Origin of the sequence: Lysobacter sp. Root494 (assembly GCF_001427225.1) — a bacterium.
In the GTDB taxonomy this organism is placed as follows: domain Bacteria; phylum Pseudomonadota; class Gammaproteobacteria; order Xanthomonadales; family Xanthomonadaceae; genus Agrilutibacter.
The window spans coordinates 484,018-507,438 of record NZ_LMFH01000005.1 but is presented as its reverse complement, the minus strand read 5'-3'; the positions used below and the strand labels follow the sequence as shown (position 1 = coordinate 507,438).

At 64.3% G+C, this 23,421-nt stretch carries 18 protein-coding genes and 1 tRNA gene; all 19 read right to left on the bottom strand.

Annotated features, from left to right (window positions below; all coding sequences use genetic code 11):
• Positions 1 to 115: 115 nt before the first annotated feature.
• Positions 116 to 1,351, bottom strand: coding sequence for a beta-ketoacyl-ACP synthase I (gene fabB / locus ASD14_RS05635; RefSeq protein WP_056130224.1), 1,236 nt, complete (start codon positions 1,349 to 1,351; stop codon positions 116 to 118).
• A complete protein-coding gene (gene fabA / locus ASD14_RS05630) occupies positions 1,351 to 1,866 on the bottom strand; it encodes a 3-hydroxyacyl-[acyl-carrier-protein] dehydratase FabA (RefSeq protein WP_056130221.1) in 516 nt (171 codons plus the stop codon). Before fabA ends, fabB begins: the two co-directional genes overlap by 1 nt.
• A gap of 416 nt (positions 1,867 to 2,282) precedes the next feature.
• Positions 2,283 to 4,391 (bottom strand): polyribonucleotide nucleotidyltransferase, encoded by a 2,109-nt coding sequence (pnp, locus tag ASD14_RS05625; protein WP_056130216.1) that lies wholly within the window; start codon positions 4,389 to 4,391, stop codon positions 2,283 to 2,285.
• A 238-nt stretch (positions 4,392 to 4,629) separates the two neighbouring features.
• Positions 4,630 to 4,890, bottom strand: a complete 261-nt coding sequence (gene rpsO / locus ASD14_RS05620) for a 30S ribosomal protein S15 (protein WP_056130214.1) — start codon at positions 4,888 to 4,890, stop codon at positions 4,630 to 4,632.
• 274 nt (positions 4,891 to 5,164) lie between these two features.
• Entirely contained in the window at positions 5,165 to 6,121 is a 957-nt protein-coding gene (gene truB / locus ASD14_RS05615; RefSeq protein ID WP_056130210.1) for a tRNA pseudouridine(55) synthase TruB, read from the bottom strand.
• An 89-nt stretch (positions 6,122 to 6,210) separates the two neighbouring features.
• Positions 6,211 to 6,585: a 30S ribosome-binding factor RbfA gene (rbfA, locus tag ASD14_RS05610; RefSeq protein ID WP_056130208.1), complete on the bottom strand. Its 375-nt coding sequence runs from the start codon at positions 6,583 to 6,585 to the stop codon at positions 6,211 to 6,213.
• Positions 6,586 to 6,600: 15 nt separating this feature from the next.
• Positions 6,601 to 9,201, bottom strand: coding sequence for a translation initiation factor IF-2 (gene infB / locus ASD14_RS05605; protein WP_056130204.1), 2,601 nt, complete (start codon positions 9,199 to 9,201; stop codon positions 6,601 to 6,603).
• Between the two features lie 147 nt (positions 9,202 to 9,348).
• On the bottom strand, positions 9,349 to 10,836 hold the full coding sequence (gene nusA / locus ASD14_RS05600) for a transcription termination factor NusA (RefSeq protein WP_056130202.1): 1,488 nt from the start codon (positions 10,834 to 10,836) through the stop codon (positions 9,349 to 9,351).
• A gap of 5 nt (positions 10,837 to 10,841) precedes the next feature.
• Positions 10,842 to 11,462 carry a ribosome maturation factor RimP gene (gene rimP / locus ASD14_RS05595; protein ID WP_056130199.1) on the bottom strand — a complete coding sequence of 207 codons (621 nt, stop codon included), beginning with the start codon at positions 11,460 to 11,462 and terminating at the stop codon, positions 10,842 to 10,844.
• A 278-nt stretch (positions 11,463 to 11,740) separates the two neighbouring features.
• Positions 11,741 to 11,817 (bottom strand) — tRNA-Met (locus tag ASD14_RS05590).
• A gap of 95 nt (positions 11,818 to 11,912) precedes the next feature.
• Positions 11,913 to 13,352 carry an NADH-quinone oxidoreductase subunit NuoN gene (nuoN, locus tag ASD14_RS05585; RefSeq protein WP_056132151.1) on the bottom strand — a complete coding sequence of 480 codons (1,440 nt, stop codon included), beginning with the start codon at positions 13,350 to 13,352 and terminating at the stop codon, positions 11,913 to 11,915.
• A gap of 101 nt (positions 13,353 to 13,453) precedes the next feature.
• Positions 13,454 to 14,965 carry an NADH-quinone oxidoreductase subunit M gene (locus ASD14_RS05580; RefSeq protein WP_056130195.1) on the bottom strand — a complete coding sequence of 504 codons (1,512 nt, stop codon included), beginning with the start codon at positions 14,963 to 14,965 and terminating at the stop codon, positions 13,454 to 13,456.
• A gap of 13 nt (positions 14,966 to 14,978) precedes the next feature.
• Positions 14,979 to 17,120, bottom strand: a complete 2,142-nt coding sequence (gene nuoL, locus ASD14_RS05575) for an NADH-quinone oxidoreductase subunit L (protein ID WP_056130192.1) — start codon at positions 17,118 to 17,120, stop codon at positions 14,979 to 14,981.
• A 185-nt stretch (positions 17,121 to 17,305) separates the two neighbouring features.
• Positions 17,306 to 17,629: an NADH-quinone oxidoreductase subunit NuoK gene (gene nuoK, locus ASD14_RS05570; RefSeq protein WP_056130189.1), complete on the bottom strand. Its 324-nt coding sequence runs from the start codon at positions 17,627 to 17,629 to the stop codon at positions 17,306 to 17,308.
• Complete coding sequence (locus ASD14_RS05565) at positions 17,626 to 18,252, bottom strand: NADH-quinone oxidoreductase subunit J (protein WP_056130185.1); 627 nt, start codon at positions 18,250 to 18,252, stop codon at positions 17,626 to 17,628. Before ASD14_RS05565 ends, nuoK begins: the two co-directional genes overlap by 4 nt.
• Before the next feature lie 8 nt (positions 18,253 to 18,260).
• Positions 18,261 to 18,749 carry an NADH-quinone oxidoreductase subunit NuoI gene (gene nuoI / locus ASD14_RS05560; protein WP_056130183.1) on the bottom strand — a complete coding sequence of 163 codons (489 nt, stop codon included), beginning with the start codon at positions 18,747 to 18,749 and terminating at the stop codon, positions 18,261 to 18,263.
• Positions 18,750 to 18,756: 7 nt separating this feature from the next.
• Positions 18,757 to 19,806, bottom strand: a complete 1,050-nt coding sequence (gene nuoH, locus ASD14_RS05555; RefSeq protein WP_056132148.1) for an NADH-quinone oxidoreductase subunit NuoH — start codon at positions 19,804 to 19,806, stop codon at positions 18,757 to 18,759.
• 8 nt (positions 19,807 to 19,814) lie between these two features.
• Entirely contained in the window at positions 19,815 to 22,046 is a 2,232-nt protein-coding gene (gene nuoG / locus ASD14_RS05550) for an NADH-quinone oxidoreductase subunit NuoG (protein ID WP_056130180.1), read from the bottom strand.
• On the bottom strand, positions 22,043 to 23,410 hold the full coding sequence (gene nuoF / locus ASD14_RS05545) for an NADH-quinone oxidoreductase subunit NuoF (protein WP_056130177.1): 1,368 nt from the start codon (positions 23,408 to 23,410) through the stop codon (positions 22,043 to 22,045). Before nuoF ends, nuoG begins: the two co-directional genes overlap by 4 nt.
• Positions 23,411 to 23,421: the final 11 nt, after the last annotated feature.

The following is a 23,421-nucleotide window of genomic DNA, read 5'->3' as shown; positions in this document are numbered from 1 at the left end:
CCGATGAGGGGCGGCTGTTGCCGAGACCTTGCATGACGTCCCCTCACCCTGCTTCGCTGCGCGAAGCTGTCCCCCTCCCCGTAAACGGGGCGAGGGATATTCAGAGGAGGAATGTTCAGACCTTGCGGAACACCAGCGTCGCGTTGGTGCCACCGAAGCCGAAACTGTTCGACATCACCGTGCGCAGCGGCGCTTCACGCATTTCGCGCAAAACCGGATAGCCCTCGGCTCGCGGATCGAGCGAGTCGATGTTCGCCGAAGCCGCCATGAAACCGTGCTGCAGCATCAGCAGGCTGTAGATCGCTTCGTGCACGCTGGCGGCGCCGAGCGAATGGCCGGTGAGTGCCTTGGTCGACGACAGCGGCGGAATCTCATCGCCGAACGCACCGCGCACCGCTTCCAGTTCAATGATGTCGCCCACCGGCGTCGACGTGCCATGCGTGTTGAGGTAATCGACGCGGCCGACGCCCTGCCCGTCGAGTCCCGCCAGCGACATGCGCATGCAGCGCACCGCGCCTTCGCCATTGGGCGCGACCATGTCGGCACCATCGGAGGTCACGCCATAGCCCACCAGTTCCGCGTGGATGCGCGCGCCGCGCGCCTTTGCATGTTCGTAGTCCTCGAGCACCAGCATGCCGCCGCCCGAACCGATGACGAAGCCGTCGCGGTCAACGTCGTACGGACGCGAGGCGCGCTCCGGCGAGTCGTTGTACTGCGTGGACAGCGCGCCCATCGCATCGAATTCGCAGGTCATGCCCCAGTGCAGTTCCTCGCCTCCACCGGCGAAGACGACGTCCTGCGCACCATGGCGGATCAGATCGGCGGCGGCGCCGATGCAATGCGCGGAGGTCGCGCACGCCGCCGACAGCGAATAACTCAGGCCGCGGATGCCGAACGCGGTGGCAAGATTGGCGGACACGGTCGACGACATCGTGCGCGGCACCATGTATGGACCGACGCGGCGCACGCCCTTCGTGCGCAACAGGTCGCCGGTTTCGATCTGCCATTGCGGCGATCCGCCGCCGGAACCCGCGATCAGGCCGGTGCGCGGATCATGGACGGTGTCCTCCGTGAGGCCCGCATCGGCGATCGCATCGCGCATCGACACGTACGAATACGCCGCGGCGTCGCCCATGAAACGCTTGAGCTTGCGGTCGATCGCTGCTTCGAGGTCGATGTCGCAAACGCCCGCAACTTGGCTGCGCAGGCCGAGTTCGGCGTATTCCGGCACCGCGCGCAATCCGCTGCGACCCTCACGCAGTGCGCTGGCGACAGTTGCGGCATCGTTGCCGAGCGGCGAGACGATGCCCATGCCGGTGACCACGACGCGTCGTGTTGAAGCCGCTCCCATCAGAAGCCCTCCGTGGTCTGGAACAGACCGACGCGAAGATCCTTCGCTTCATAGATCAGGCGATCGTCGACATAGGTGCGACCGTCGGCGATGACGAGCTTGAGCTTGCCGCGCAGCACGCGCTTGACGTCGACTTCGTAGCGCACCACGCGCGCGTCGGGCAGCACCTGGCCGGTGAACTTCACTTCGCCGACGCCGAGTGCACGGCCACGGCCCGACTCGCCCAGCCAGGGCAGATAGAAACCCGCGAGCTGCCACATCGCATCGAGACCGAGGCAACCCGGCATCACCGGATCGCCTTCGAAGTGGCATGCGAAAAACCACAGGTCCGGACGGATGTCGAGTTCGGCGACCAGTTGGCCCTTGCCGTACGTACCGCTGGTTTCATCGATGCGGGTGATGCGATCGAACATGAGCATCGGCGGCGCCGGCAGGCGCGCGTTGCCGGGACCGAACAGCGCGCCACGGGCACATTCGAGCAACTGGTTTTTATCGAGTGAAGCAAGCCGTGTCATGGGCGGCGCCGTGCAAGGGAGATGGCACAGCTTGCCTGATGTTGCGTGCGTTGCCGTGATCCTTATCGGGTGATTTACCCATGCGGGGGCGCATGGTGCGATTGCGGTCACTGCGCGCTGCTGCGGCCGGCGGCATCGATCCCCGTCTTCCTGCAATTCAGTCAGCCGCGAGCCCAGCGTCTCCCCATCGGGGCCCGGGATGGTGCGCGACATCGTCGCGACTCATCGGTCGTTGCAATACCGACTACCGATATTGCGGCAACGCTTGGACAGGCGATGTGGAACAGCGCGATGCGTTCGCCTGTACGGCACGGAACGAATCGACATGAACTCAATCTGGCGAGAGGTAGCGCACCACAAAGAAAAAGCGGGCCGAAGCCCGCTTTTTCATCTGGAGCAAAGGAACAGGCAGCGGCTTATTCGGCCGGCACGCCCTCGCCTTCTTCCACGGCCTTGATCGACAGGCGGATGCGACCCTGCTTGTCGACTTCCAGCACCTTGACCTTGACCACGTCGCCTTCCTTGAGCTTGTCGGAGACCTTCTCGACACGCTCGCTGGAGATCTGCGACACGTGCACCAGGCCGTCCTTGCCCGGCAGGATCGTCACGAACGCACCGAAGTCCATGATCTTGGCGACCTTGCCTTCGTAGATGCGGCCAGGTTCGACGTCCGAGGTGATCTGCTCGATGCGGGCCTTGGCGGCCTCCGCGGCGGCGGCGTTCACCGATGCGATGACGATGGTGCCGTCGTCCTGGATGTCGATCTGGGTGCCGGTTTCCTTGGTGATCGCCTGGATGGTCGAACCGCCCTTGCCGATCACTTCGCGGATCTTGTCCGGGTGGATCTTCATCGTCAGCAGGCGCGGGGCGTACTCGCTCAGCTCGCCACGCGGCGCGGTGAGGGCATTGGCCATCTCGCCGAGGATGTGCAGGCGGCCTTCCTTCGCCTGGGCGAGGGCCGTCTTCATGATCTCTTCGGTGATGCCCTGGATCTTGATGTCCATCTGCAGGGCGCTGATGCCTTCCTTCGAGCCGGCAACCTTGAAGTCCATGTCGCCCAGGTGGTCTTCGTCACCGAGGATGTCGGACAGGACGACGAAGCGGTCGTCTTCCTTCACTAGGCCCATCGCGATGCCCGCGACCGGCGACTTCACCGGCACGCCGGCGTCCATCAACGCGAGCGAGGAACCGCATACCGAAGCCATCGACGAGGAGCCGTTCGACTCGGTGATTTCCGAGACGACGCGGATGGTGTATGGGAATGCTTCCAGCGACGGCATCGTCGCCAGCACGCCGCGCTTGGCGAGGCGGCCGTGACCGATTTCGCGGCGCTTCGGGCCCATCATGCGGCCAGTCTCGCCGACCGAGTAAGGCGGGAAGTTGTAGTGGAACAGGAAGTTTTCCTTGTACTCACCCGAGACGGCGTCGATGACCTGGCCGTCGCGGGCGGTGCCGAGGGTCACCACGACGATCGCCTGCGTTTCACCGCGGGTGAACAGCGCCGAGCCGTGGGTGCGCGGCAGCACGCCGACCTTCGAGGTGATCGGGCGAACGGTGCTCAGGTCGCGGCCGTCGATGCGGACCTTGGTGTCGAGCACCGAGTTGCGCATGGTGCTGTATTCGAGGTCGCCGAATTCCTTGTTGTACTCACCCTGCACCCAACCCGCTGCTTCAGCGCGGCCGGAGAGCTGCTCCCAGGTGTCTTTGCGGATCGCCGAGATCGCATCGCGGCGCTCGGCCTTGTTGCGGATCTGGTAGGCCTGCTTCAGCGGTGCGCCGGCCAGTTCGGTGATGGCGGCGATCAGCGCGTCGTTCTTCGCCGGAGCGACCCAGGTCGACGGCTTGGTGCCGGCTTCCACGGTCAGTTCGTTGATCGCGTTGATGACCTTCTGCATCTCGCGATGGCCGAACATCACGGCACCGAGCATCACTTCTTCCGACAGCATCTTCGCTTCGGATTCGACCATCAGCACGGCATTGGACGTGCCGGCGACGACGAGTTCGAGGTCGCTGTCGGCCAGTTCGGTGGCGGTCGGGTTGAGGATGTACTGGCCGTTCTTGTAACCGACCTTGGCAGCGCCGATCGGGCCCTGGAACGGAGTGCCGGCGAGCGCGAGCGCGGCCGAGGCACCGATCAGGGCGGGGATGTCGCCGTCGACTTCCGGATTCATCGACATGACGGTCGCGATGATCTGGACTTCGTTCTTGTAGTCCTCGGGGAACAGCGGCCGGATCGGACGGTCGATCAGGCGCGAGATCAGCGTTTCCTTCTCAGTGGCGCGGCCTTCGCGCTTGAAGAAGCCACCCGGGATGCGGCCGCCGGCGTAGAACTTTTCCTGGTAGTCGACGGTGAGCGGGAAGAAGTCCTGACCTTCGCGCGCGCTCTTCGCGGCAACCGCGGTCACGAGCACGACGGTCTGGTCCATCGTCACCATGACAGCGCCGCCGGCCTGACGGGCGATCTCGCCGGTCTCGAGCGTCACTGTGTGGTTGCCGTACTGGAAGGTTTTGGTGATTTTCGCCACGTTGGATAGTCCTGTTTTCTGATTCGTTCCGCGCGAGCCCCTGCCCGTCGCGGTCGGCTGCGGAGTGGCAGCCATTTGTTCGTTCGATCGGTTTACGACTGGGTGACCTGTTTACGCTTCGGGCGGTTAACACCCGGTGGTCTGCGCTGGCCAGCCGCCGTGCGGCCTGATCTGTTTCGTGCGTTTGTCGCACCCGAAAAAAACCGCGGCGCATCGCTGCGCCGCGGTCGGATTCGGTTTATCGGCGCAGACCGAGCTTTTCGATCAGTGCCTTGTAGCGCTCGTTGTCTTTGCGCTTCAGGTAGTCGAGCAGGCTGCGGCGGCGGTTCACCATCTGCAGCAGGCCGCGACGGCTGTGGTGGTCCTGCTTGTGGACCTTGAAGTGGCCGGTCAGCTGCTCGATGCGGGCGGTGAGCAGGGCGACCTGCACTTCCGGGGAGCCGGTGTCGCCGGCGGCGCGCTTGTGTTCTTCGATGATCTTGCTGGTGTCGATGGACATCGTGTGTACCTGTTGTAGATGCGAGGCCTGCAGAACGCGAATCGGCAACGACATTGCCGACGCACCGCCTGGTCCGCCGTTTGCGGGTGTGAACTGGTTATGCGAACGCTTTCCAAGTGCTTGAAAAGCGGGGCGGATTGTAACAGTGGGAGGGGCGCCGCGGAAGAAATTCGCCCTCGTGAACCCCAACGCGCCGCCGCGCGGGCAAGAACAGGCGTCCCCGACGCCTGAAAGCCGGCCACCCGCAGATGCAACCGGCCGGAACATCGCACGACTACCGGACCCGGCCTCCTGCCGCTGCTTCCGTGGTCCATGTGAAGAGACGACCCGGGCGGAGAACCCCATCCGAATCGATTTCACCCAGGCCAAGCACCCGGCTCGTCTCATCGTAGATGGCGACCTGGGCCGCGGGCGTGGCGACTTCTACCGGGAAGCGTTGTCCCTGCCCCAGCCGCAGCGCCTGTCCGGGATCGAGCACGACGCGCGGGAAGCCGACGAGTCCTGCTTCGATCGGCAGCAGACAGGCATCCAGCGCTGCTTCGCCCTGCGTTTGAGCCAATGCCTGCAGTTCCTCGAGGCTGTACATCCGCGGCATGGTGAAGGGATCGACCCAGAGCCTGCGCAGCGTCGCGACGTGGGCGCCGCAGCCGAGGTTCTCGCCGAAGTCGCGGACGAGACTCCGGACGTAGGTGCCCGAACCGCACTCGACGAGCAGCCGGATGCGGTTGCCTTCGCGTCGAAGGACGCGAAGCTCATGGACGACGACGTCCCGCTCCGGCGCTTCGATCGACTCGCCACGGCGCGCCTTGGCGTACAGCGGCTCGCCGCCCTGCTTCAACGCCGAATAGATCGGCGCGCGCTGGCGGATCGCTCCGCGCAACGGGACCAATGCGGTTTCGATGCGCGCGTAGTCGAGATCGGCGGGCACTTCGCGTTCGAGCAAGGGCGCGCCGTCGGCATCATCACTATCGGTGGTGAGCCCCAGTGCGGCCGTGGTTTTGTAGGCCTTGCGCGAACCCAGCAACAACCCGGCGATCTTCGTGGCTTCGCCGAAACACACCGGCAGCAGGCCGGTCGCCAGCGGATCGAGACTGCCGGTATGTCCGGCTTTCTCTGCGCGGAACAGATGGCGTACTCGTTGCAGCGCCTGGTTCGAACTCAGCCCCTGGGGCTTGTCGAGCAGCAGGATGCCGTCGAGCTTGCGAAACACGGTGCGAGGTTTCTTGCTCATCGGCGTGAAAACGTAGGGCGGGCTCAAGCCCGCCAGAAGATCGATGGGATCACGAATTCGCGCGCAGTTGGGCCTGGGCCCACCCTGCGTCAATCGGCGTCGCCGTCGTCAGTCGCAATGGCGGGATTGTCGCGCAGCAGGTTGTTGATGCGTTCGCCGCGATCGACCGAATCGTCGTACTGGAAATGCAATTCGGGAACGTGGCGCAGCTTCATCGCGCGTCCCAGTGCATACCGCAGTTCGGGGGCGATGGTCTTGAGCGCCTTCACCGCTTCGGCCGAGCGCTCCGCCTGCAGCGCGGTCACGAACACCTTGGCGTGGGCCAGGTCGCGCGTGACTTCAACGTCGGAAACGCTGACCGACGGCAGGCCATGCTCGCGCACCGCCGAGTGCACGATCGCGCCCAGCTCGCGGCGGAGCTGGGCGGAGACACGGTCGGTGCGATGGAACGATTTGCTTGGCATGTCGATGGCGCCGCCTTACAGCGTGCGCTGGACCTCGATGCGTTCGAAGCACTCGATCTGGTCGCCCGGCTTCACGTCGTTGTACGCCTTCACGCCGATACCGCACTCGGTGCCCTGGCGGACTTCGTCGACGTTCTCCTTGAAGCGGCGCAGCGATTCCAGTTCGCCCTCGAAGATGACGGTGTTGTCGCGCAACACGCGGATCGGCTTGCTGCGCTTGACCACGCCCTCGACCACCATGCAGCCGGCGACCGCGCCGAACTTGGAGCTGCGGAACACGTCGCGGACTTCGGCGGTACCGATGATCTCTTCGCGGATTTCCTTGCCCAGCACGCCGGAAGCGATCTGCTTCACCTGGTCGATCACGTCATAGATGATCGAGAAGTAACGCAGGTCGACGCCGTTGCCTTCGATCACGCGGCGCGCGGACGCGTCGGCACGGACGTTGAAGCCGATGATCGTGGCCTTCGACGTTGCGGCGAGCGTGGCGTCGGATTCGGTGATGCCACCGACGCCGCCGCCGATCACGTTGATGCGGATCATGTCGTTGGACAGGCCGGTCAGCGCTTCGCGCAGGGCCTGCACCGACCCATGCACGTCGGCCTTGACCACGAGGTTGAGGTTCTGCTGGCCGGCGCCCTCGCCCATCTGGGCCATGACGTCTTCCATGCGGTTGCCCGCCTGGGCGACGAGGCGCGATTCGCGGCGCTTCGCATCGCGCTGCTGCGCGACGTCCTTGGCCAGGCGTTCGTCTTCGACCACGACGAAGTCGTCGCCGGAATCAGGCACGCCGGACAGGCCAAGCACCTGCACCGGAATCGACGGACCGGCGGCATCCACTTGCGAGCCGGTTTCATCGAACAGCGCGCGCACGCGGCCGTACTGCACGCCGCAGACGAGATAATCGCCCTTGCGCAGTTCGCCCTGCTGCACGAGCACGGTCGCAACCGGGCCGCGACCCTTGTCGAGCGAGGATTCGATGACCACGCCAGTGGCGCGGCCGGTCGGCACGGCGCGCAGGTCGAGCACTTCGGCCTGCAGCAGGATGTTGTCGAGGAGGTCGTCGACGCCCTGGCCGGTCTTCGCGGAGAGTTCGACCATCTGCGTGTCGCCACCGAAGTCCTCGGCCACGACGCCCTCGGCCAGCAGCTCGTTCTTCACGCGCAGCGGGTCGGCACCGGACTTGTCGATCTTGTTGATCGCGACGATCAGCGGCACCTTCGCCGCCTTCGCGTGCTGCACGGCTTCGCGCGTCTGCGGCATCACGCCGTCGTCGGCAGCGACCACCAGGATCACGATGTCGGTGAGCTTGGCGCCGCGTGCACGCATCTGCGTGAACGCCGCGTGGCCCGGGGTATCGAGGAAGCTGACGACGCCCTTCGGGGTTTCGACGTGGTAGGCACCGATGTGCTGGGTGATGCCGCCGGCTTCGCCGGAGGCCACCTTGGTGCGGCGGATGTAGTCGAGCAGCGAGGTCTTGCCGTGGTCGACGTGGCCCATGATGGTGACGACCGGCGGACGCGTGACCTTTTCGCCCTGCGTTTCTTCCACGTGCGCCAGCAGCGCGTCTTCGGCCGTGTTCTCGCTGGCCTTGACGACGGTGTGGCCGAGTTCTTCGGTCACCAGCGCGGCGGTGTCGTGGTCGATGCTCTGGGTGATGGTGGCCATCACGCCCATCTTGAACAGCGCCTTCACCACGTCGCCACCCTTCAGCGCAAGCTTCTGCGCGAGGTCGGCAACCGTGATCGTGTCGCCGATGGCGACTTCGCGCACGATCGGTGCGGTCGGCCTGGAGAAGCCGTGCGCACCGCCGCCCGAACGGGCCTGTTCCGCCTGGCGGCGCGGCTTGGTCTTGCCGCGCGCACCGGTGGTGCGGCGGGCACGCTCCTGCGCACTGAGATGCAGCTGGCCGGCGAAACGGCTGGCGGCATCGTCGTCTTCCACGCCGGCGACCATGACATGCGAGCCGCGTGCCTTGTGCTTGGGTGCGTTGCGGTCGTCCACGCGCGGCGCGACCGGAGCCGGATGCGGGTGCTTGGGATGACCGTGGCCGGTCGGCTTGCGCACGACGGGCTCGTCTTCGCCTGCGGCCAATGCAGCCTCGGCAGCGGCACGGGCTTCTTCTTCGGCCTTCAGGCGCGCGGCTTCTTCCGCCTCGAGACGGATACGCTCGGCCTCTTCGGCACGGCGGCGATCGGCATCGGCCAGGCGCTGCTGCTCCGCGGTGTTGCGGGCGCGCGATTCTTCGAGCTTGCGCAGGATCTCCGCGCGCTCGTCGGTCACGGGCTCGCCAGTCTTCTCGGTCGGCTTGACCAGCGTGACCTTCTTGCGAACGACGACATCGACGGTCGACTTGTTCTTGCCACCGCCAACGGTGAGTTCTTCCTTGCGGCTGCGGTTCAGCGTGATCTTCTTCGGCGCGGCAGCGGCTTCGGCGGTTTCCGCCTTGCCGTGCGAGCGCTTGAGGAAGCCAAGCAGCTTGACCTTCTCGATGCTGGTCACGACCTGGTCGGGGCCGCTGAACTTCATGCCGGCCTCGGCCAGTTGTTCAAGCAGCTTCTCGACCGGCGTGTTCACCAGTTCAGCGAGCTTGCGGATGGTGGTTTGCTGCGACATTCGGTTCCGTGTCCTCGTGGCGCGGGACGCATCCCGCGCGTGATGGAGCGATTCTAACGTGTGGCTTCCGGACGGGCCGTCCAGACGGCCGGACCAGCCGGTTGGCACGCGCCTTTCGACGCCATGCCGGGTTGCTGCTTGAACGTGTTACTCGAACCAGTGCTTGCGCGCTTCCATGATCAGCGCCTTGGCACGGTCCTCGTCTACGCCTTCGATATCGGTCAATTCGTCGGTGGCGAGGTCGGCCAGGTCGTCGCGGGTGATCACGCCACGCGCGGCGAGCGTGAACGCGAGTTCCTCGTCCATGCCTTCCAGTTCGAGCAGGTCGGCCGCGGGCTGGTGTTCGTCGAGCTCTTCTTCGGCGGCCAGCGCTTCGTTGAGCAGCGCGTCGCGGGCACGCGAACGCAGCTCTTCGACGATGTCTTCGTCGAAGCCTTCGACGGCGAGCAGCTCGCCCACCGGTACGTAGGCGATTTCCTCGACCGTGTTGAAGCCTTCCGATACCAGGATCGTCGCAATTTCCTCGTCGACCTCGAGCTTGTCCATGAACAGCTGGCGCGCTGCGGTCTGTTCGGCTTCCGATTTCGCGGTGACCTGATCCTGCGTCATAACGTTGAGCTGCCAACCGCTCAGGCGGCTGGCGAGGCGCACGTTCTGGCCACCCTTGCCGATCGCCTGGGCGAGGCGGTCTTCGGCGACCGCGAGGTCCATCGAGTGCTTTTCTTCATCGACGATGATCGACTGCACTTCAGCCGGTGCCATCGCATTGATGACGAACTGCGCCGGGTTGTCCGACCACAGCACGATGTCGACGCGCTCGCCATTGAGTTCATTCGACACCGCCTGCACGCGCGAACCGCGCATGCCGATGCAGGCGCCGATCGGATCGGTGCGGTTGTCGTGCGCCTGCACGGCGATCTTGGCGCGGTCGCCCGGATCACGTGCGCAGGCCTTGATCGACACGAGGCCCTGGCCGACTTCCGGCACTTCGAGCTTGAACAGCTCCATCATGAATTCCGGCGCAGCGCGGCTGATGAACAGCTGCGGGCCGCGCGGCTCGGTGCGCACGTCGAACAGGTAACCGCGGACGCGGTCGCCGGCACGCAGCACGTCGCGCGGGATGCCCTTGTCCTTCGGAATGATCGCTTCGGCATTGCCGCCGAGGTCGACGTAGATGTTGCCGCGCTCGGCGCGCTTAACCACGCCGGTCACCAGTTCGCCGATGCGATCCTTCCATGCATCGACGACCTGCGCGCGCTCGGCTTCGCGGACGCGCTGCACGATCACCTGCTTGGCGGCCTGGGCGGCGATGCGGCCGAATTCGGGATTTTCGATCTGCTCTTCGATGTAGTCGCCGATCTCGACGCCTTCGGCTTCATCGACGGCGTCCATCATGCGGATCTGGCGATCCGGCGATTCCATCACTACGTCGTCGGCCACGACTTCCCAGCGGCGGAAGGTTTCGTAGTTGCCGTCCTTCTGGTCGATCGCAACGCGGACCAGAACGTCCTGGTCGTGGTAACGCTTCTTCGCGGCCGACGCCAGCGCGGCTTCGATCGCGTCGAAAATGACTTCGCGCGGCACGCCCTTCTCGTTGGCGACCGCGTCAACGACCAGCAAAAGTTCCTTGCTCATCTTTCTTACTCCGCACTGGACGGCTTGTTGGCCGCCGGCTTGTTGGTGGATTTCTTGTCTGCTTGCTTCTTCGAAGGCACGCCTTTCGACGGCTTGGCGCCCTTGCCTGGCTTCGCCTTCTCGGCGCTCAAACCAAGCGCTGCCCAATCGGGAACCAGGCGCGCCTTCTCGATGTTGTCCGCACGCACGGTGATTTCGTTTCCGTCGACGTTGAACGTGATGTTCTCGCCATCAACGCGCGCGATTTGGCCCTGTAAACGACGGCGGCCGTCCTGCGGCAGGCGCAGGGCGACCTTCGCCGACTCGCCGAGGAAGCGCGCGAACTGCATGGCACCGAACAGCGGACGGTCGATACCGGGCGAAGACACTTCCAGCGTGTAGTGGCTGCTGATCGGGTCCTCGACATCGAGCTGCGCGGAAACCTCGCGGCTCACGGCTTCGCAGTCTTCGATGGTGACCGCGCGCGGCTCCTCGCCCTCGCCCGCCGAATCGGCCGGCACATCGATGTACAGGCGCAGCATCGCGCCACCCGGGGAGGGCAGGTATTCGGCGCCGAGCAGTTCCAGGCCCAGCGACGCTACCGTCGGAGCCAGCAATGCGGCGATTTCGTTGGCCTTGTCCGTCATGTCTGTCTTGTCCAGCCGTGCGCATCGCACGGAATTCCGGAAAACGTTGCTTTGAAGCTACGTTGCCTTGCATGGAGCTGGTTCGTGAAGCCGCGATATGCAATGAGGCCGCTTCGAACACGAACCGGAAACGCAAAAACAACAAGGGGCCCGACGGGCCCCTTGTCCGTTACAACTGGATTTCGGTGCAGCGACTCCGATACTCCGGTGCCGCTGCAAAGCCCGAGCCTTGCGACTAAAAAGAAAAGCCTCGTGAGAGGCCTTTCTCCAGCCGAAGCTGGTAGCGGGGGCAGGATTTGAACCTGCGACCTTCGGGTTATGAGCCCGACGAGCTGCCAGACTGCTCCACCCCGCAGCAGGAGCGGAATTATGACGGCTTGTGAAAATCCTTGCAAGCCAAAATTTGAACGAATGTTGGGGTAGCTGAAAAAACGCCTGGAAACAGGGATTTCATGCGCCGAAGGCGTACTTGCACCACGCCATGATCGGGTTCCATGCGAAACCCAGCGCCAGCAAGGCCAGCGCATTGACGCCGAAGAGCACATGCAGCGGCCGATCCTGGTTCGGCGCGTGTTGCTCACCCTGCGCCTCTTCGAAGTACATGGCCTTGACGATGCGCAGGTAATAGAAGGCACCCACGACTGCGAACACCAGACCGACGATCGCCAGCCACCACAGGCCGCCCTCGAATGCTGCGCGCAGCACCGCCAGCTTCGCCCAGAACCCGAGGAACGGTGGCACACCGGCCAGCGACGCCATCACGCAGAGGATCAGGCCCGCCAGCCACGGGTTGCGCGAATTCAGGCCCTTGTAGTCGTCGATGTTGTCTGCTTCGAAGCCACGACCGGCGAGAACCACAATCGCGCCGAAGGCTGCGGCCGACATCACCGCGTAGCTGATCGCATAGAACAACGCCGCGGCCATGCCTTGCGCGCCACCACCGGCCAGCCCCATGAGCAGGAAGCCCACGTGCGAAACGGTCGAATACGCCAGCAGGCGCTTGAAGTTGCTCTGCACCAGTGCGCTGAGGTTGCCGATCACCAGCGATGCGACGGCGAGCGCAGCCAACAGCAGGCGCCAGCGATCATCGAGCGGGCCGGCGCCGGTTTCGAGCAGGCGGAATGCCATGCCGAAATACGCCAGCTTGGGTGCGGAACCGATGAACAGCGTGATCGGTGTCGGCGCGCCGTGATAGACGTCGGGCAGCCACATATGGAACGGCGCCGCGCCGAACTTGAAGGCGATGCCGGCGACCGTGAACACCACGCCGGTGATCAGCAGGGTCGAGCTGGTGGTTGCCCCCGCGGCGGCACCGATGGTGGCGAGATCCAGGGAGCCGGTGGCGCCGTAGATCAGCGACATGCCGTAGAGAATCAGGCCCGACGCCAGCGAACCCAGCACGAAGTACTTGATGGCCGCTTCCGACGCGATCGGGCTGTCGCGGTCGACCGCCACCAGCGCGTACGAGCACAGCGCCAGCATTTCCAGGCCGAGGTAAACCATCAGCAGGTTGCCCGCAGACACCAGCAGCATCATGCCGGCGATCGCGAACAGCATCAGCACCGCGATTTCACCCTGGTAGAGGTTGCGCTGACGGAAGTAAGGCCAGCCGTAGACCAGGGCGAAAGCGCTGATGCCACAGATCGCCACCTTCATCACGTCGGCCGCTGTGTCGCGCACGAACATGCCGTTGAGCACCGTGCCCTGCCCGCCTACGCCGCTCGCGATCATCGCGATGACAACCACCAGCGTGGCCACCGCCAGCACGTGGGTGATCACGCGTTGCCGCGCATCCAGGAACAGGTCGAGCATCAGCCAGGCGAACGCGGCGCCGACAAGCACCAGTTCGGGCAGCAGCGGCATCAGGTCGGCGGCGGTGGGTATGGTCATCTGCATGTCTGGATCTCTGAAGCGAGGGTTGCTGCTTCACCCTGTGGAAGCGTCTGTGGGCGCCACCGTTCCATGGCTAAGCGTCGCGCCCAAGGGCTCTCCTACAACTTGGAAGTGGCGATCTGTGTGGCGAGATTGGCGATCGAAGGTTCCATCAGGTCGGTGAGCGGCTTCGGGTAGATACCGAGCACCAGCACGCCGATCGCGAAAACACCAAGAACGATTGCCTCGCGGAAGTTGATGTCCTCCATCTCGGCTACATGCGCGTTGCCCACTTCCCCCCAGATCACGCGCTTGACCAGCCACAGCGTGTAACCAGCACCGATGATCAGCGTGGCAGCGGCGGCGAAGGCAATAAGCGGGTGCGTCTGGAAGCTCGACAGGATCACCATGAATTCGCCGACGAAGCCCGACGTGCCCGGCAGGCCCGAATTGGCCATCGCGAACAGCACGAAGAACGTCGCGAACCACGGCATGACGTTCACCACGCCGCCGTAATCCTTGATCATGCGGCTGTGCATGCGGTCGTACAGCACGCCGACGCAGGTGAACATCGCGCCGGAAATGAAGCCGTGGCTGATCATCTGCACCATCGCGCCCTGCAGGCCGAGGCGCGCCGCGTCGTAGTTGCCGTACTCGCGCACCAGCGCGAACGATATGAACGTGCCCAGCGTGACGAAGCCCATGTGCGAAACCGACGAGTAGGCGATCAGCTTCTTCATGTCGTCCTGCACCAGCGCCACGAGGCCGACGTAGACCACCGCGATCAGGCTCAGCGCAATGACGAACATCGCCCATTCGGTTCCGGCGTCCGGCACGATAGGCAGCGTGAAGCGCAGGAATCCGTATCCGCCGATCTTCAGCATGATCGCGGCCAGGATCACCGAACCCGCGGTCGGTGCTTCCACGTGCGCATCCGGCAACCATGTATGCACCGGGAACATCGGCACCTTCACCGCGAACGCCGCGAGGAAACCGAAGAAGATCCACGTCTGCTCCGTCGCCGACAGCTGCAGTGCGTACATGTCCGCGAGCTGCCAGCTGCCACCCTTCAGGTACATGTAGATCAGCGCGGCGAGCATGAATACCGAGCCGAGGAACGTGTAAAGGAAGAACTTCACCGCCGCATATACGCGACGCGGACCGCCCCAGACGCCGATGATCAGGAACATCGGGATCAGCATGGCCTCGAAGAACACGTAGAACAGCATCGAGTCGAGCGCCGAGAACACTCCGACCATCAGGCCTTCCAGGATCAGGAACGACGCGTAGTACTGGCTGACGCGCTTGTCGACCGAACCCCACGCGGAGATCAGGACGAGCAGCGAGGTCAGCGTCGTCAATCCGATCAGCGCGACCGAAATGCCGTCGGCGCCGAGGCTGTAGCGGATGTCGTACGCGGGAATCCACGCGTGTTCTTCGCCGAACTGCATGCCCGGACTGGTGTAGTCGAAGCCGGTGAACAGCGGGATGCTAGCCAGCAACGTGGTGAATGCGACGGCGATACCGAACCAGCGCGCGGCATTCGCGCGCTCGTTGCCGAATGCGAGGGTGACGAAGCCACCGAGGATCGGCAACCAGATCAGGAGGCTAAGCAAGGGCCAGGAAGTCACGTTGCGAGGTCCTTTAGCGCCAATAGCGGATGAGCACGGCCAGCGAAGCAATCAGGCCGAGGATCATCGCGAACGCGTAGTGGTAGAGGTAACCGGTCTGGCCGCGACGCACCAGGCGCGCGGTGAAATCGGTGACGCGGGCGCTGGCGTTGACCAGGCCATCGATCACATTGGTGTCGAACCAGCGCGAGAGCTTGCCGATCAGCACGCCGCCACCGGCAAAGCCATTGATCCAGAGCGTGTCCATGCCGTACTTCTCTTCGAGCACGCGCACCGGCAGCGCAAAGGTTTCGCGCAGCTTGCCCGGCAGCTCAGGCTTGATCAGGTACAGGAATGTCGCCAGTGCGAAGCCTGCGAACGCCAGCCAGAATGCCGGCGCCATGAAGCCATGGAGCGCAAACGCCACCGGGCCGTGGAATTCCTCGGACAGCTGGCCAATGGTGTCCTGCGCGGCTGGCAGGTCGATCGCACCAAGGAAGAACGGCAGCTGCTTGTGATGGCCCAGCATGTCGGTGCCGAACAGCATCGGTCCGACCGTGAAGAAGCCGATCAGGATCGACGGGATCGCCAGCAGGATCAGCGGAACCGTCACGACCCACGGCGATTCATGCGGCGTGTGCGCATGATCGTCATGGCCGTGGCCATGGTCGCCATGGTCGCCATGGTGCGTGGCGTCGCCAGCGCCGTGCACTTCGTGCTCGTGGGCGATGGAAGCTTCGTGCTCTGTGCTGTCCGCTTCGGGCGCGACGTAATTGGCCGGCGCCGGATCGTGGAAGTGTTCCTTCCCGTGGAAGGTCATGTACAGCAGGCGGAAGCTGTAGAAAGCGGTGACGAAGGCACCAAGCAACACGGCCCAGTAGCCATAGGTCGCGACCCAGTTGTTCGCTTCGTGCGCATGGTGTGCCGCGGCCTCGATAATGGTGTCCTTCGAGTAGAAGCCGCTGAAGAACGGCGTACCGACCAGCGCGAGCGTGCCGATCACCATCGTGATGTAGGTGATGGGCATGTACTTGCGCAGGCCGCCCATGCGACGCATGTCCTGCTCGTGGTGCATGCCGATGATCACCGAGCCCGCGCCAAGGAACAGCAGCGCCTTGAAGAAGGCGTGCGTCATCAAGTGGTACACCGCGCCCGAGTAAGCCGACACGCCCAGCGCGACGGTCATGTAACCCAGCTGCGACAGCGTCGAGTACGCGACTACGCGCTTGATGTCGTTCTGCACGATGCCGATCAGGCCGGTCCAGAACGCCGTCGTCGCACCGATGAAGAGGACGAAATTCAGCGCCGTCTCGCTCAACTGGAACAGCGGCGACATGCGGGCGACCATGAAGATGCCCGCCGTCACCATCGTCGCGGCGTGGATCAGCGCGGAGATCGGGGTCGGGCCTTCCATCGAATCCGGCAGCCACACGTGCAGCGGCACCTGCGCCGACTTGCCCATCGCACCGATGAACAGGCAGATGCAGATGACGGTCGCCACGGACCACTCGTGTCCGCTGAGGATGGTGATGGTCGTATTCGCGATCGTCGGCGCGTTTGCGAACACCGTCGCGTAGTCGAGCGTGCCGACATACATCAGCACGGCGGCGATGCCCAGCAGGAAACCGAAGTCGCCCACGCGGTTGACCAGGAACGCCTTGAGGTTCGCAAACACCGCCGTCGGGCGCTTGAACCAGAAGCCGATCAGCAGGTACGACACCAGGCCGACCGCTTCCCAGCCGAAGAACAGCTGCAGGAAGTTGTTGCTCATCACGAGCATCAACATCGAGAAGGTGAACAGCGAGATGTAGCTGAAGAATCGCTGGTAGCCCGGGTCGTCTTCCATGTAGCCGATGGTGTAGACGTGCACCAGCAGCGCGACGAAGGTGACGACCACCATCATCATCGCGGTGAGCTTGTCGATCATGAAGCCGACATGCGCGTCGATGCCGCCCACCTGGAACCAGGTGTAGACGTTCTCGTTGAACGGCGCGGCGCCCTGCGAGACCAGCTGCCACAACACGTACATGGACAGCGCGCAGCTGATGGCCACGCCGCCGATGGTCACGCTGTGGGCACCGACGCGGCCGATGCGGCGACCGAACAGGCCCGCGAGGATCGCACCCAGCAAGGGCGCGAGCACGATGATCAGCAGATGGGTTTTGGAGATTGCCATTTGTTATCCGTTGATCAGAACCGTATGGCGCGGACCGTTAGCGTTCTTGTTTTCTTCTTACTGCCATCCATGGCGACATCGAGAGGACCTTCGAAGAGCCCGGCCCAGCCTCGCCGCGCTATCGCACGGTTCGATCTGGCCGGGTGTTCGCGGTCACGCGCGGATTGCCGCGCAAAAGCAACCGCTCACCCCTTCAGCGTGTCGATCTGTCCGACGTTGATCGTGTGGCGGTTGCGGAACAGCGTCACGAGGATCGCCAGGCCGATTGCCGCTTCCGCCGCAGCCACGGTCAGGATGAAGAATACGAATACCTGCCCCGCGGGATCGCCGAAATGGCGCGAGAACGCGACGAAGTTGACATTGACAGCGAGCAGCATCAGCTCGATCGACATCAGCAGGATGATCACGTTCTTCCGGTTGAGCACGATGCCCGCGACGCTGATGCAGAACAGCGCGGCGCCGAGCGCGAGATAGTGGCCGAGAGCCACGCCTTCACCCAGCAGATTCATGGCTGTCCCTCCTCGCTCGCGGCAGGCAGCTGCGGCTTCACGGCATCCATCTTGATGATGCGGATGCGGTCGCTGGCGCGAACACGCGCCTGTGCGGACGGATCCTGATGACGCGCACCGACGCGCCGGCGCAGCGTCAGCATCACGGCCGCGATCACGGCGATGGTCAGGATCACCGCGGCGACCTCGAATGGCAGCATGAAATCGGTGAACAGCGCACGTGCCAGCCACGTCGTGTTGGGAATGTCACCGACGTTGTCGGCGAACGGCGTGGCGATCGCCGCCTTGACGCCAATCAGCGTCAGCATTTCAGCCAGCATCACGACCGCGACGATCAGCCCGACCGGCAGGTAGCGGACGAAGCCTTCGCGCAAGGGCGCGACGTCGATATCCAGCATCATCACCACGAACAGGAACAACACCATCACCGCGCCGACGTAGACCAGGATCAGCGCGATGCCGAGGAACTCGGCGCCAGAGATGATCCAGGTGCAGGCAACGGAGAAGAACGTCAGCACCAGCAGCAACGCGGCGTGCACCGGGTTGCGGACGGTGACAACGCCTGCCGCCGCGATGGTGGCCATCGCAGCGAAGGCGAGGAAGGCAATCTGCGCGAAATCCATGGCAGTCCTCAGCGGAACGCGGCGTCGGTGGCGCGGCGCTCGGCGATCTCGGCTTCAAGCCGGTCGCCGATCGCCAGCAGCTGCGGCTTGGTGACGATGTTCTGGCCGCGCTTGTCGAAGTGGTATTCGTGGATGTGGGTCTCCACGATCGAGTCGACGGGGCAGGACTCCTCGCAGAAGCCGCAGAAGATGCACTTGAACAGATCGATGTCGTAGCGCGTGGTGCGACGCGTGCCGTCGGCCCGCTTCTCGGAGTCGATGGTGATCGCCAGCGCCGGGCATACCGCTTCGCACAGCTTGCAGGCAATGCAACGCTCTTCGCCGTTGGGATAACGGCGCAGCGCATGGATGCCGCGGAAGCGCGGCGACTGCGGCGTCTTCTCCATCGGGTACATCAGCGTGTACTTCGGCTTGAACAGATACTTGAGCGTCAGCCCAAGCCCCTGCAGCAGCTCGATGAGCAGCAGGCTCTTGAAGTAGGAAGTAATGCGAGTCATGCCTTTCTCACTGCCCCGGCGTGAACACGTTGAAGTACGCCAGCAGCGCGGTGACGCAGATCCACGCGATGGTGATCGGAATGAATACCTTCCAGCCCAGGCGCATGATCTGGTCGTAGCGGTAGCGCGGGAACGACGCGCGGAACCAGATAAAGCAGCTGGCGAAGAAGAACACCTTCGCGAGCAGCCACCACCAGCCATCGACCGACAGCAGCGGAATGCCCAGGCCCTGGAACGGGCTCAGCCAGCCGCCGACGAAGAACAGCGACACCAGGAAGCTGATCAGGATCATGTTCGCGTATTCGGCGAGGAAGAACAGCGCGAAGGCCGACCCCGAATACTCGACCATGTGGCCAGCGACGATTTCCGACTCGCCTTCGACCACGTCGAACGGAGCGCGGTTCGTCTCGGCGACACCCGAAATGAAATAGACCACGAACAGCGGCAGCAGTGGCCACATGAACCACTCGAACGCGCCGGCATTGCCGGACTGCGCCATCACGATCTCGCTGAGGTTCAGGCTGCCCGCTGCGATCAGCACACCGACCATCGCGAAACCCATGGCGATTTCGTAGCTCACCATCTGCGCCGCGGCGCGCATCGCACCGAGGAACGCGTACTTCGAATTCGACGCCCAGCCGGCAAGGATGATGCCGTACACGCCCATCGATGTCATCGCCAACAGGTACAACAGGCCGGCGTTGGCGTTCGAGAGCACGAGCTTCGCGTCGAACGGCACCACGGCCCAGGCGGCGAATGCAGGCGCCAGCGCCAGCAGCGGAGCGAACTTGAACAGGAACGGCTGCGCGCGCGTGGGCTGGATGACTTCCTTGAACAGCAGTTTGAAGACGTCGGCGAACGCCTGCAGGATGCCCTTGCCGATGTACATCGGACCGCGGCGCACGTGCATCCAGCCGATCAGCTTGCGCTCCCACACCACGTAGAACGCCACGGAGATGATCACCGGCATCGCGATCAGCAGGATCTTCAGCACGATCCAGGCAACGTTGCCGCCCGCGCCGAAGTCCAGCATCCAGTCGCGGAAAGAATCCACCATCTGCATGGTTACGCCCTCCCCGCCTGCACGCGGCCCGCACCGAGTGGTGCAGTTGCTCCGTGGCCGCTCTCGATCCAGATCGCGCCGCGCGCGACCTTGTCGCTGATGGCGACCGGTAGCGTGGCGGTCCCCGCAGCAGCAGTGAACTTGCCGATCACCCCCTCACGGAAGCCGAGCGCTTCCGCATCGGCCGGATGCAGCACGGCATGCGGTTCGACGTTCAACGGATGCGACTGCAGGCCTGCCGCGCGACGGACTACCGCGTCGCTGCGATAGATGCCGGTGCTGACAGCGAGTTCGAGGCCCTCGCCGGAGACGACCGGCGCGGCGCCCGGCGCGGGGCGAACATCCTGGCGATGGATGCTGGTGCGCAGTCCGGCCAGGTCGGTGAAACCGAACCCTTCGGCGTCGAGCTCGCCACCGAGCGCGCGCAGTACGCGCCAGCCGGCACGGGCATCGCCAGGCAGCTTGCCGCCAGCGACGGTGGACTGGTCGACGCCGGCAAGGTTGGTGAGCGTTGCTTCGATCTCCGGCAACGCGCCGATCGGCAGGATCACGTCCGCGACTGCACGCGTGGAGCGGCAGGCAAAGTGACTGAACGCGACGACCTGCGCGGAAGCCAATGCCTTGTTGGCCGTCGCGACGTCCGCAAAATCCAGCCCCGGCTCGATGCCATAGAGGACGTAGGCCGAACGCGGCTGCGCGAGCATCGCCCGCGCATCGCGCGAGCGCGGCAGCACGCCATGCTTCGACAAGCCAACTGCATTGGCGCCCTGCGGAATGCGGCACAGCTTCGCATTGGTCGCGGAAGCAAACTCGGCGGCGGCCTTACGGATCGCCGAGGCATACGGACTGTTCTCCGCAACGCCGCCGACGATCACGACCGCACGCGTGGTGCTCGCCAGTGCGTCGCGCAGGCCGGCGTTGGCCAGGGTCGCTGCAATCTGCGACGGTGCAACGATGTGGCGGCTGGTGGTCGTGAAGGTGAAATCAAAGTCGACCGGGTTGACGACGTGCACCTTCGCGCCACGGGTTGCTGCCTTGCGTACGCGGGCATGCAGCAGCGGCACTTCATGGCGCAGGTTGCTGCCGACGATGATGACGGCGTCGGCATTGTCGAGGTCGGCGACAGGCACGCCGAAAGTTTCGGCGACCGCGCTGTCCGACAGGTCGTGTTGCGAGATGCGGTGGTCGATGTTGCCGGTACCGAGCGCATCGGCGAGCCGGGCGAGCAATGCGCCCTCCTCGTTCGAAGTCGCCGGATGCACGAGCACGCCGAGGTTGTCGGCGGCGTTGTCGCGCAGGATCTTCGCGGCCTTCGCCAGCGCTTCTTCCCAGGATGCTTCGCGGAAGTCCGCGCCGTCCTTGATCAGCGGCTGCGTCGCGCGATCTGCGGCATACAGGCCCTGGTGCGAATAACGGTCGCGATCCGAGAGCCAGCATTCGTTCACGGCTTCGTTGTCGCGCGGCACGGTGCGCAGCACTTCGCCACGGCGAACGTGCAGGAACAGGTTGCTGCCCAGCGCATCGTGGTAACCGAGCGACTCGCGCGCGATTAGCTCCCACGGCCGCGCCTTGAACTGGAATACCTTGTTGGTCAGCGCGCCCACCGGGCACACGTCGATCACGTTGCCCGAAAGTTCGGTTGTCAGCGGCTTGCCGTCGAACGTACCGATCTGGAGGTTCTCGCCGCGGTACATGCCACCGAGCTCATACGTACCGGCGACTTCCGCGGTGAAGCGCACGCAGCGTGTGCACTGGATGCAGCGGGTCATCTCGGTGGCAACCAGTGGACCGAAGTCCTCGTCCGGCACCACGCGCTTGCGTTCGGAAAAACGGCTGACCGACCGGCCGTAACCCAGCGACAGATCCTGCAGTTCGCATTCGCCGCCCTGGTCGCAGATCGGGCAATCGAGCGGATGGTTAATCAGCAGGAACTCCATCACGTTGCGCTGCGACTTCAACGCCTTGTCACTGCGCGTCGATATCTTCATGCCATCCATCACTGGCGTGGCGCAGGCAGGCGCCGGCTTCGGCATCTTCTCCACTTCGACGAGGCACATGCGGCAGTTGGCCGCAATGGCGAGCTTGTCGTGATAGCAGAAGCGCGGAATCGGAATGCCGGCCTTGTCGGCGGCCTGGATGATCATCGAGCCCTTGGGCGCGGCCATCTCGACACCGTCGATGAATACGGTGACGTGATCGGGCGGAAGATTCGGATTGATGGGCTGTGCGCTCATGCGGCGACCTTTTGCACGACGGTGCCCGCGCTCTGGTCATCGACCAGGAAGCGCTTGTTCACGATCGCGTACTCGAACTCATCCCAGTAATGACGCAGGAAGCCCTGCACCGGCCACGCAGCAGCTTCGCCGAATGCGCAGATGGTGTGGCCTTCGATCTGGCCGGCGGCGGCACGCAGCATCTTCAGGTCGTCGAGCGTGGCCTGCTTCTCGACGATGCGCGTCAGCATGCGGTACATCCAGCCGGTGCCTTCGCGGCACGGCGTGCACTGGCCGCAGCTTTCCTTGAAATAGAAGCGCGCGATGCGCTGGCACGCACGCACCATGCAGGTGGTGTCGTCCATCACGATCACGGCGCCCGAACCCAGGCCGGAACCAGCCTTCTGGATCGAATCGTAATCCATCGTGAGGCCCATCATGGTCTCGCCCGGCAGCACCGGCATCGAGGAGCCACCCGGGATCACGGCCTTCAGCTTGCGGCCGTCGCGCATGCCACCCGCGAGCTGCAGCAGCTCGGAGAACGGCGTGCCGAGGCGGATTTCGTAGTTGCCCGGACGCGCGACATGGCCCGAGACCGAGAATATCTTCGGACCGCCGTTGTTGGGCTTGCCGAGATTGAGGAACCACTCGGCGCCGTTGCGGATGATCGCCGGCACCGAAGCGTAGGTCTCGGTGTTGTTGATCGTCGTCGGCTTGCCGTACAGGCCGAAGTTCGCCGGGAACGGCGGCTTGTAGCGCGGCTGGCCCTTCTTGCCTTCCAGCGATTCCATCAGCGCGGTTTCTTCGCCGCAGATATAGGCGCCCGCGCCGAGCGCGTTGTAGATGTCGATGTCGATGCCCGAACCGAGCACGTTCTTGCCCAGCCAGCCATTCTTGTAAGCCTCGGCGAGCGCTTCCTCGATGTGCTCGAACGGCTCGTGGTGGAACTCGCCACGCAGATAGTTGTAGGCAACGGTGGAACCGGTCGCGTAGCACGCGATCGCCATGCCTTCGATCACCGCATGCGGGTTGTAACGCAGGATGTCGCGGTCCTTGGCCGTGCCCGGCTCGGATTCATCCGAGTTGCACAGGATGTACTTCTGCGTGCCCGAACCCTTGGGCATGAAGCTCCACTTCAAACCGGTCGGGAAGCCCGCGCCGCCGCGGCCACGCAGGCCGGACGACTTGACCATGTCGACCACGGCCGCAGGTTCGATCTTCTCGGTGAGGATCTTGCGCAGTGCGGCGTAACCGCCGGTCTTCAGGTAGTTCTCGTACGACCAGGGCTTGTCGAAGTGCAGCGTCGTGTAGACGACGTTGTGTTCCTGCGGGACAGGACCGACCGGGCCGTGGGGCTCGGAACCGTGGTGCTCGTGATTCGCCATCTCGTCCGGCC

Coding starts and splice junctions, on each gene's coding strand:
- fabB (WP_056130224.1), bottom strand. CDS start 1,351: ATGGGAGCGGCTTCAACACGACGCGTCGTGGTCACCGGCATGGGCATC.
- fabA (WP_056130221.1), bottom strand. CDS start 1,866: ATGACACGGCTTGCTTCACTCGATAAAAACCAGTTGCTCGAATGTGCC.
- rpsO (WP_056130214.1), bottom strand. CDS start 4,890: ATGTCCATCGACACCAGCAAGATCATCGAAGAACACAAGCGCGCCGCC.
- truB (WP_056130210.1), bottom strand. CDS start 6,121: ATGAGCAAGAAACCTCGCACCGTGTTTCGCAAGCTCGACGGCATCCTG.
- rbfA (WP_056130208.1), bottom strand. CDS start 6,585: ATGCCAAGCAAATCGTTCCATCGCACCGACCGTGTCTCCGCCCAGCTC.
- infB (WP_056130204.1), bottom strand. CDS start 9,201: ATGTCGCAGCAAACCACCATCCGCAAGCTCGCTGAACTGGTGAACACG.
- nusA (WP_056130202.1), bottom strand. CDS start 10,836: ATGAGCAAGGAACTTTTGCTGGTCGTTGACGCGGTCGCCAACGAGAAG.
- rimP (WP_056130199.1), bottom strand. CDS start 11,462: ATGACGGACAAGGCCAACGAAATCGCCGCATTGCTGGCTCCGACGGTA.
- nuoN (WP_056132151.1), bottom strand. CDS start 13,352: ATGACCATACCCACCGCCGCCGACCTGATGCCGCTGCTGCCCGAACTG.
- nuoL (WP_056130192.1), bottom strand. CDS start 17,120: ATGGCAATCTCCAAAACCCATCTGCTGATCATCGTGCTCGCGCCCTTG.
- nuoK (WP_056130189.1), bottom strand. CDS start 17,629: ATGAATCTGCTGGGTGAAGGCGTGGCTCTCGGCCACTATCTCGCGCTC.
- ASD14_RS05565 (WP_056130185.1), bottom strand. CDS start 18,252: ATGGATTTCGCGCAGATTGCCTTCCTCGCCTTCGCTGCGATGGCCACC.
- nuoI (WP_056130183.1), bottom strand. CDS start 18,749: ATGACTCGCATTACTTCCTACTTCAAGAGCCTGCTGCTCATCGAGCTG.
- nuoH (WP_056132148.1), bottom strand. CDS start 19,806: ATGGTGGATTCTTTCCGCGACTGGATGCTGGACTTCGGCGCGGGCGGC.
- nuoG (WP_056130180.1), bottom strand. CDS start 22,046: ATGAGCGCACAGCCCATCAATCCGAATCTTCCGCCCGATCACGTCACC.
- nuoF (WP_056130177.1), bottom strand. CDS start 23,410: ATGGCGAATCACGAGCACCACGGTTCCGAGCCCCACGGCCCGGTCGGT.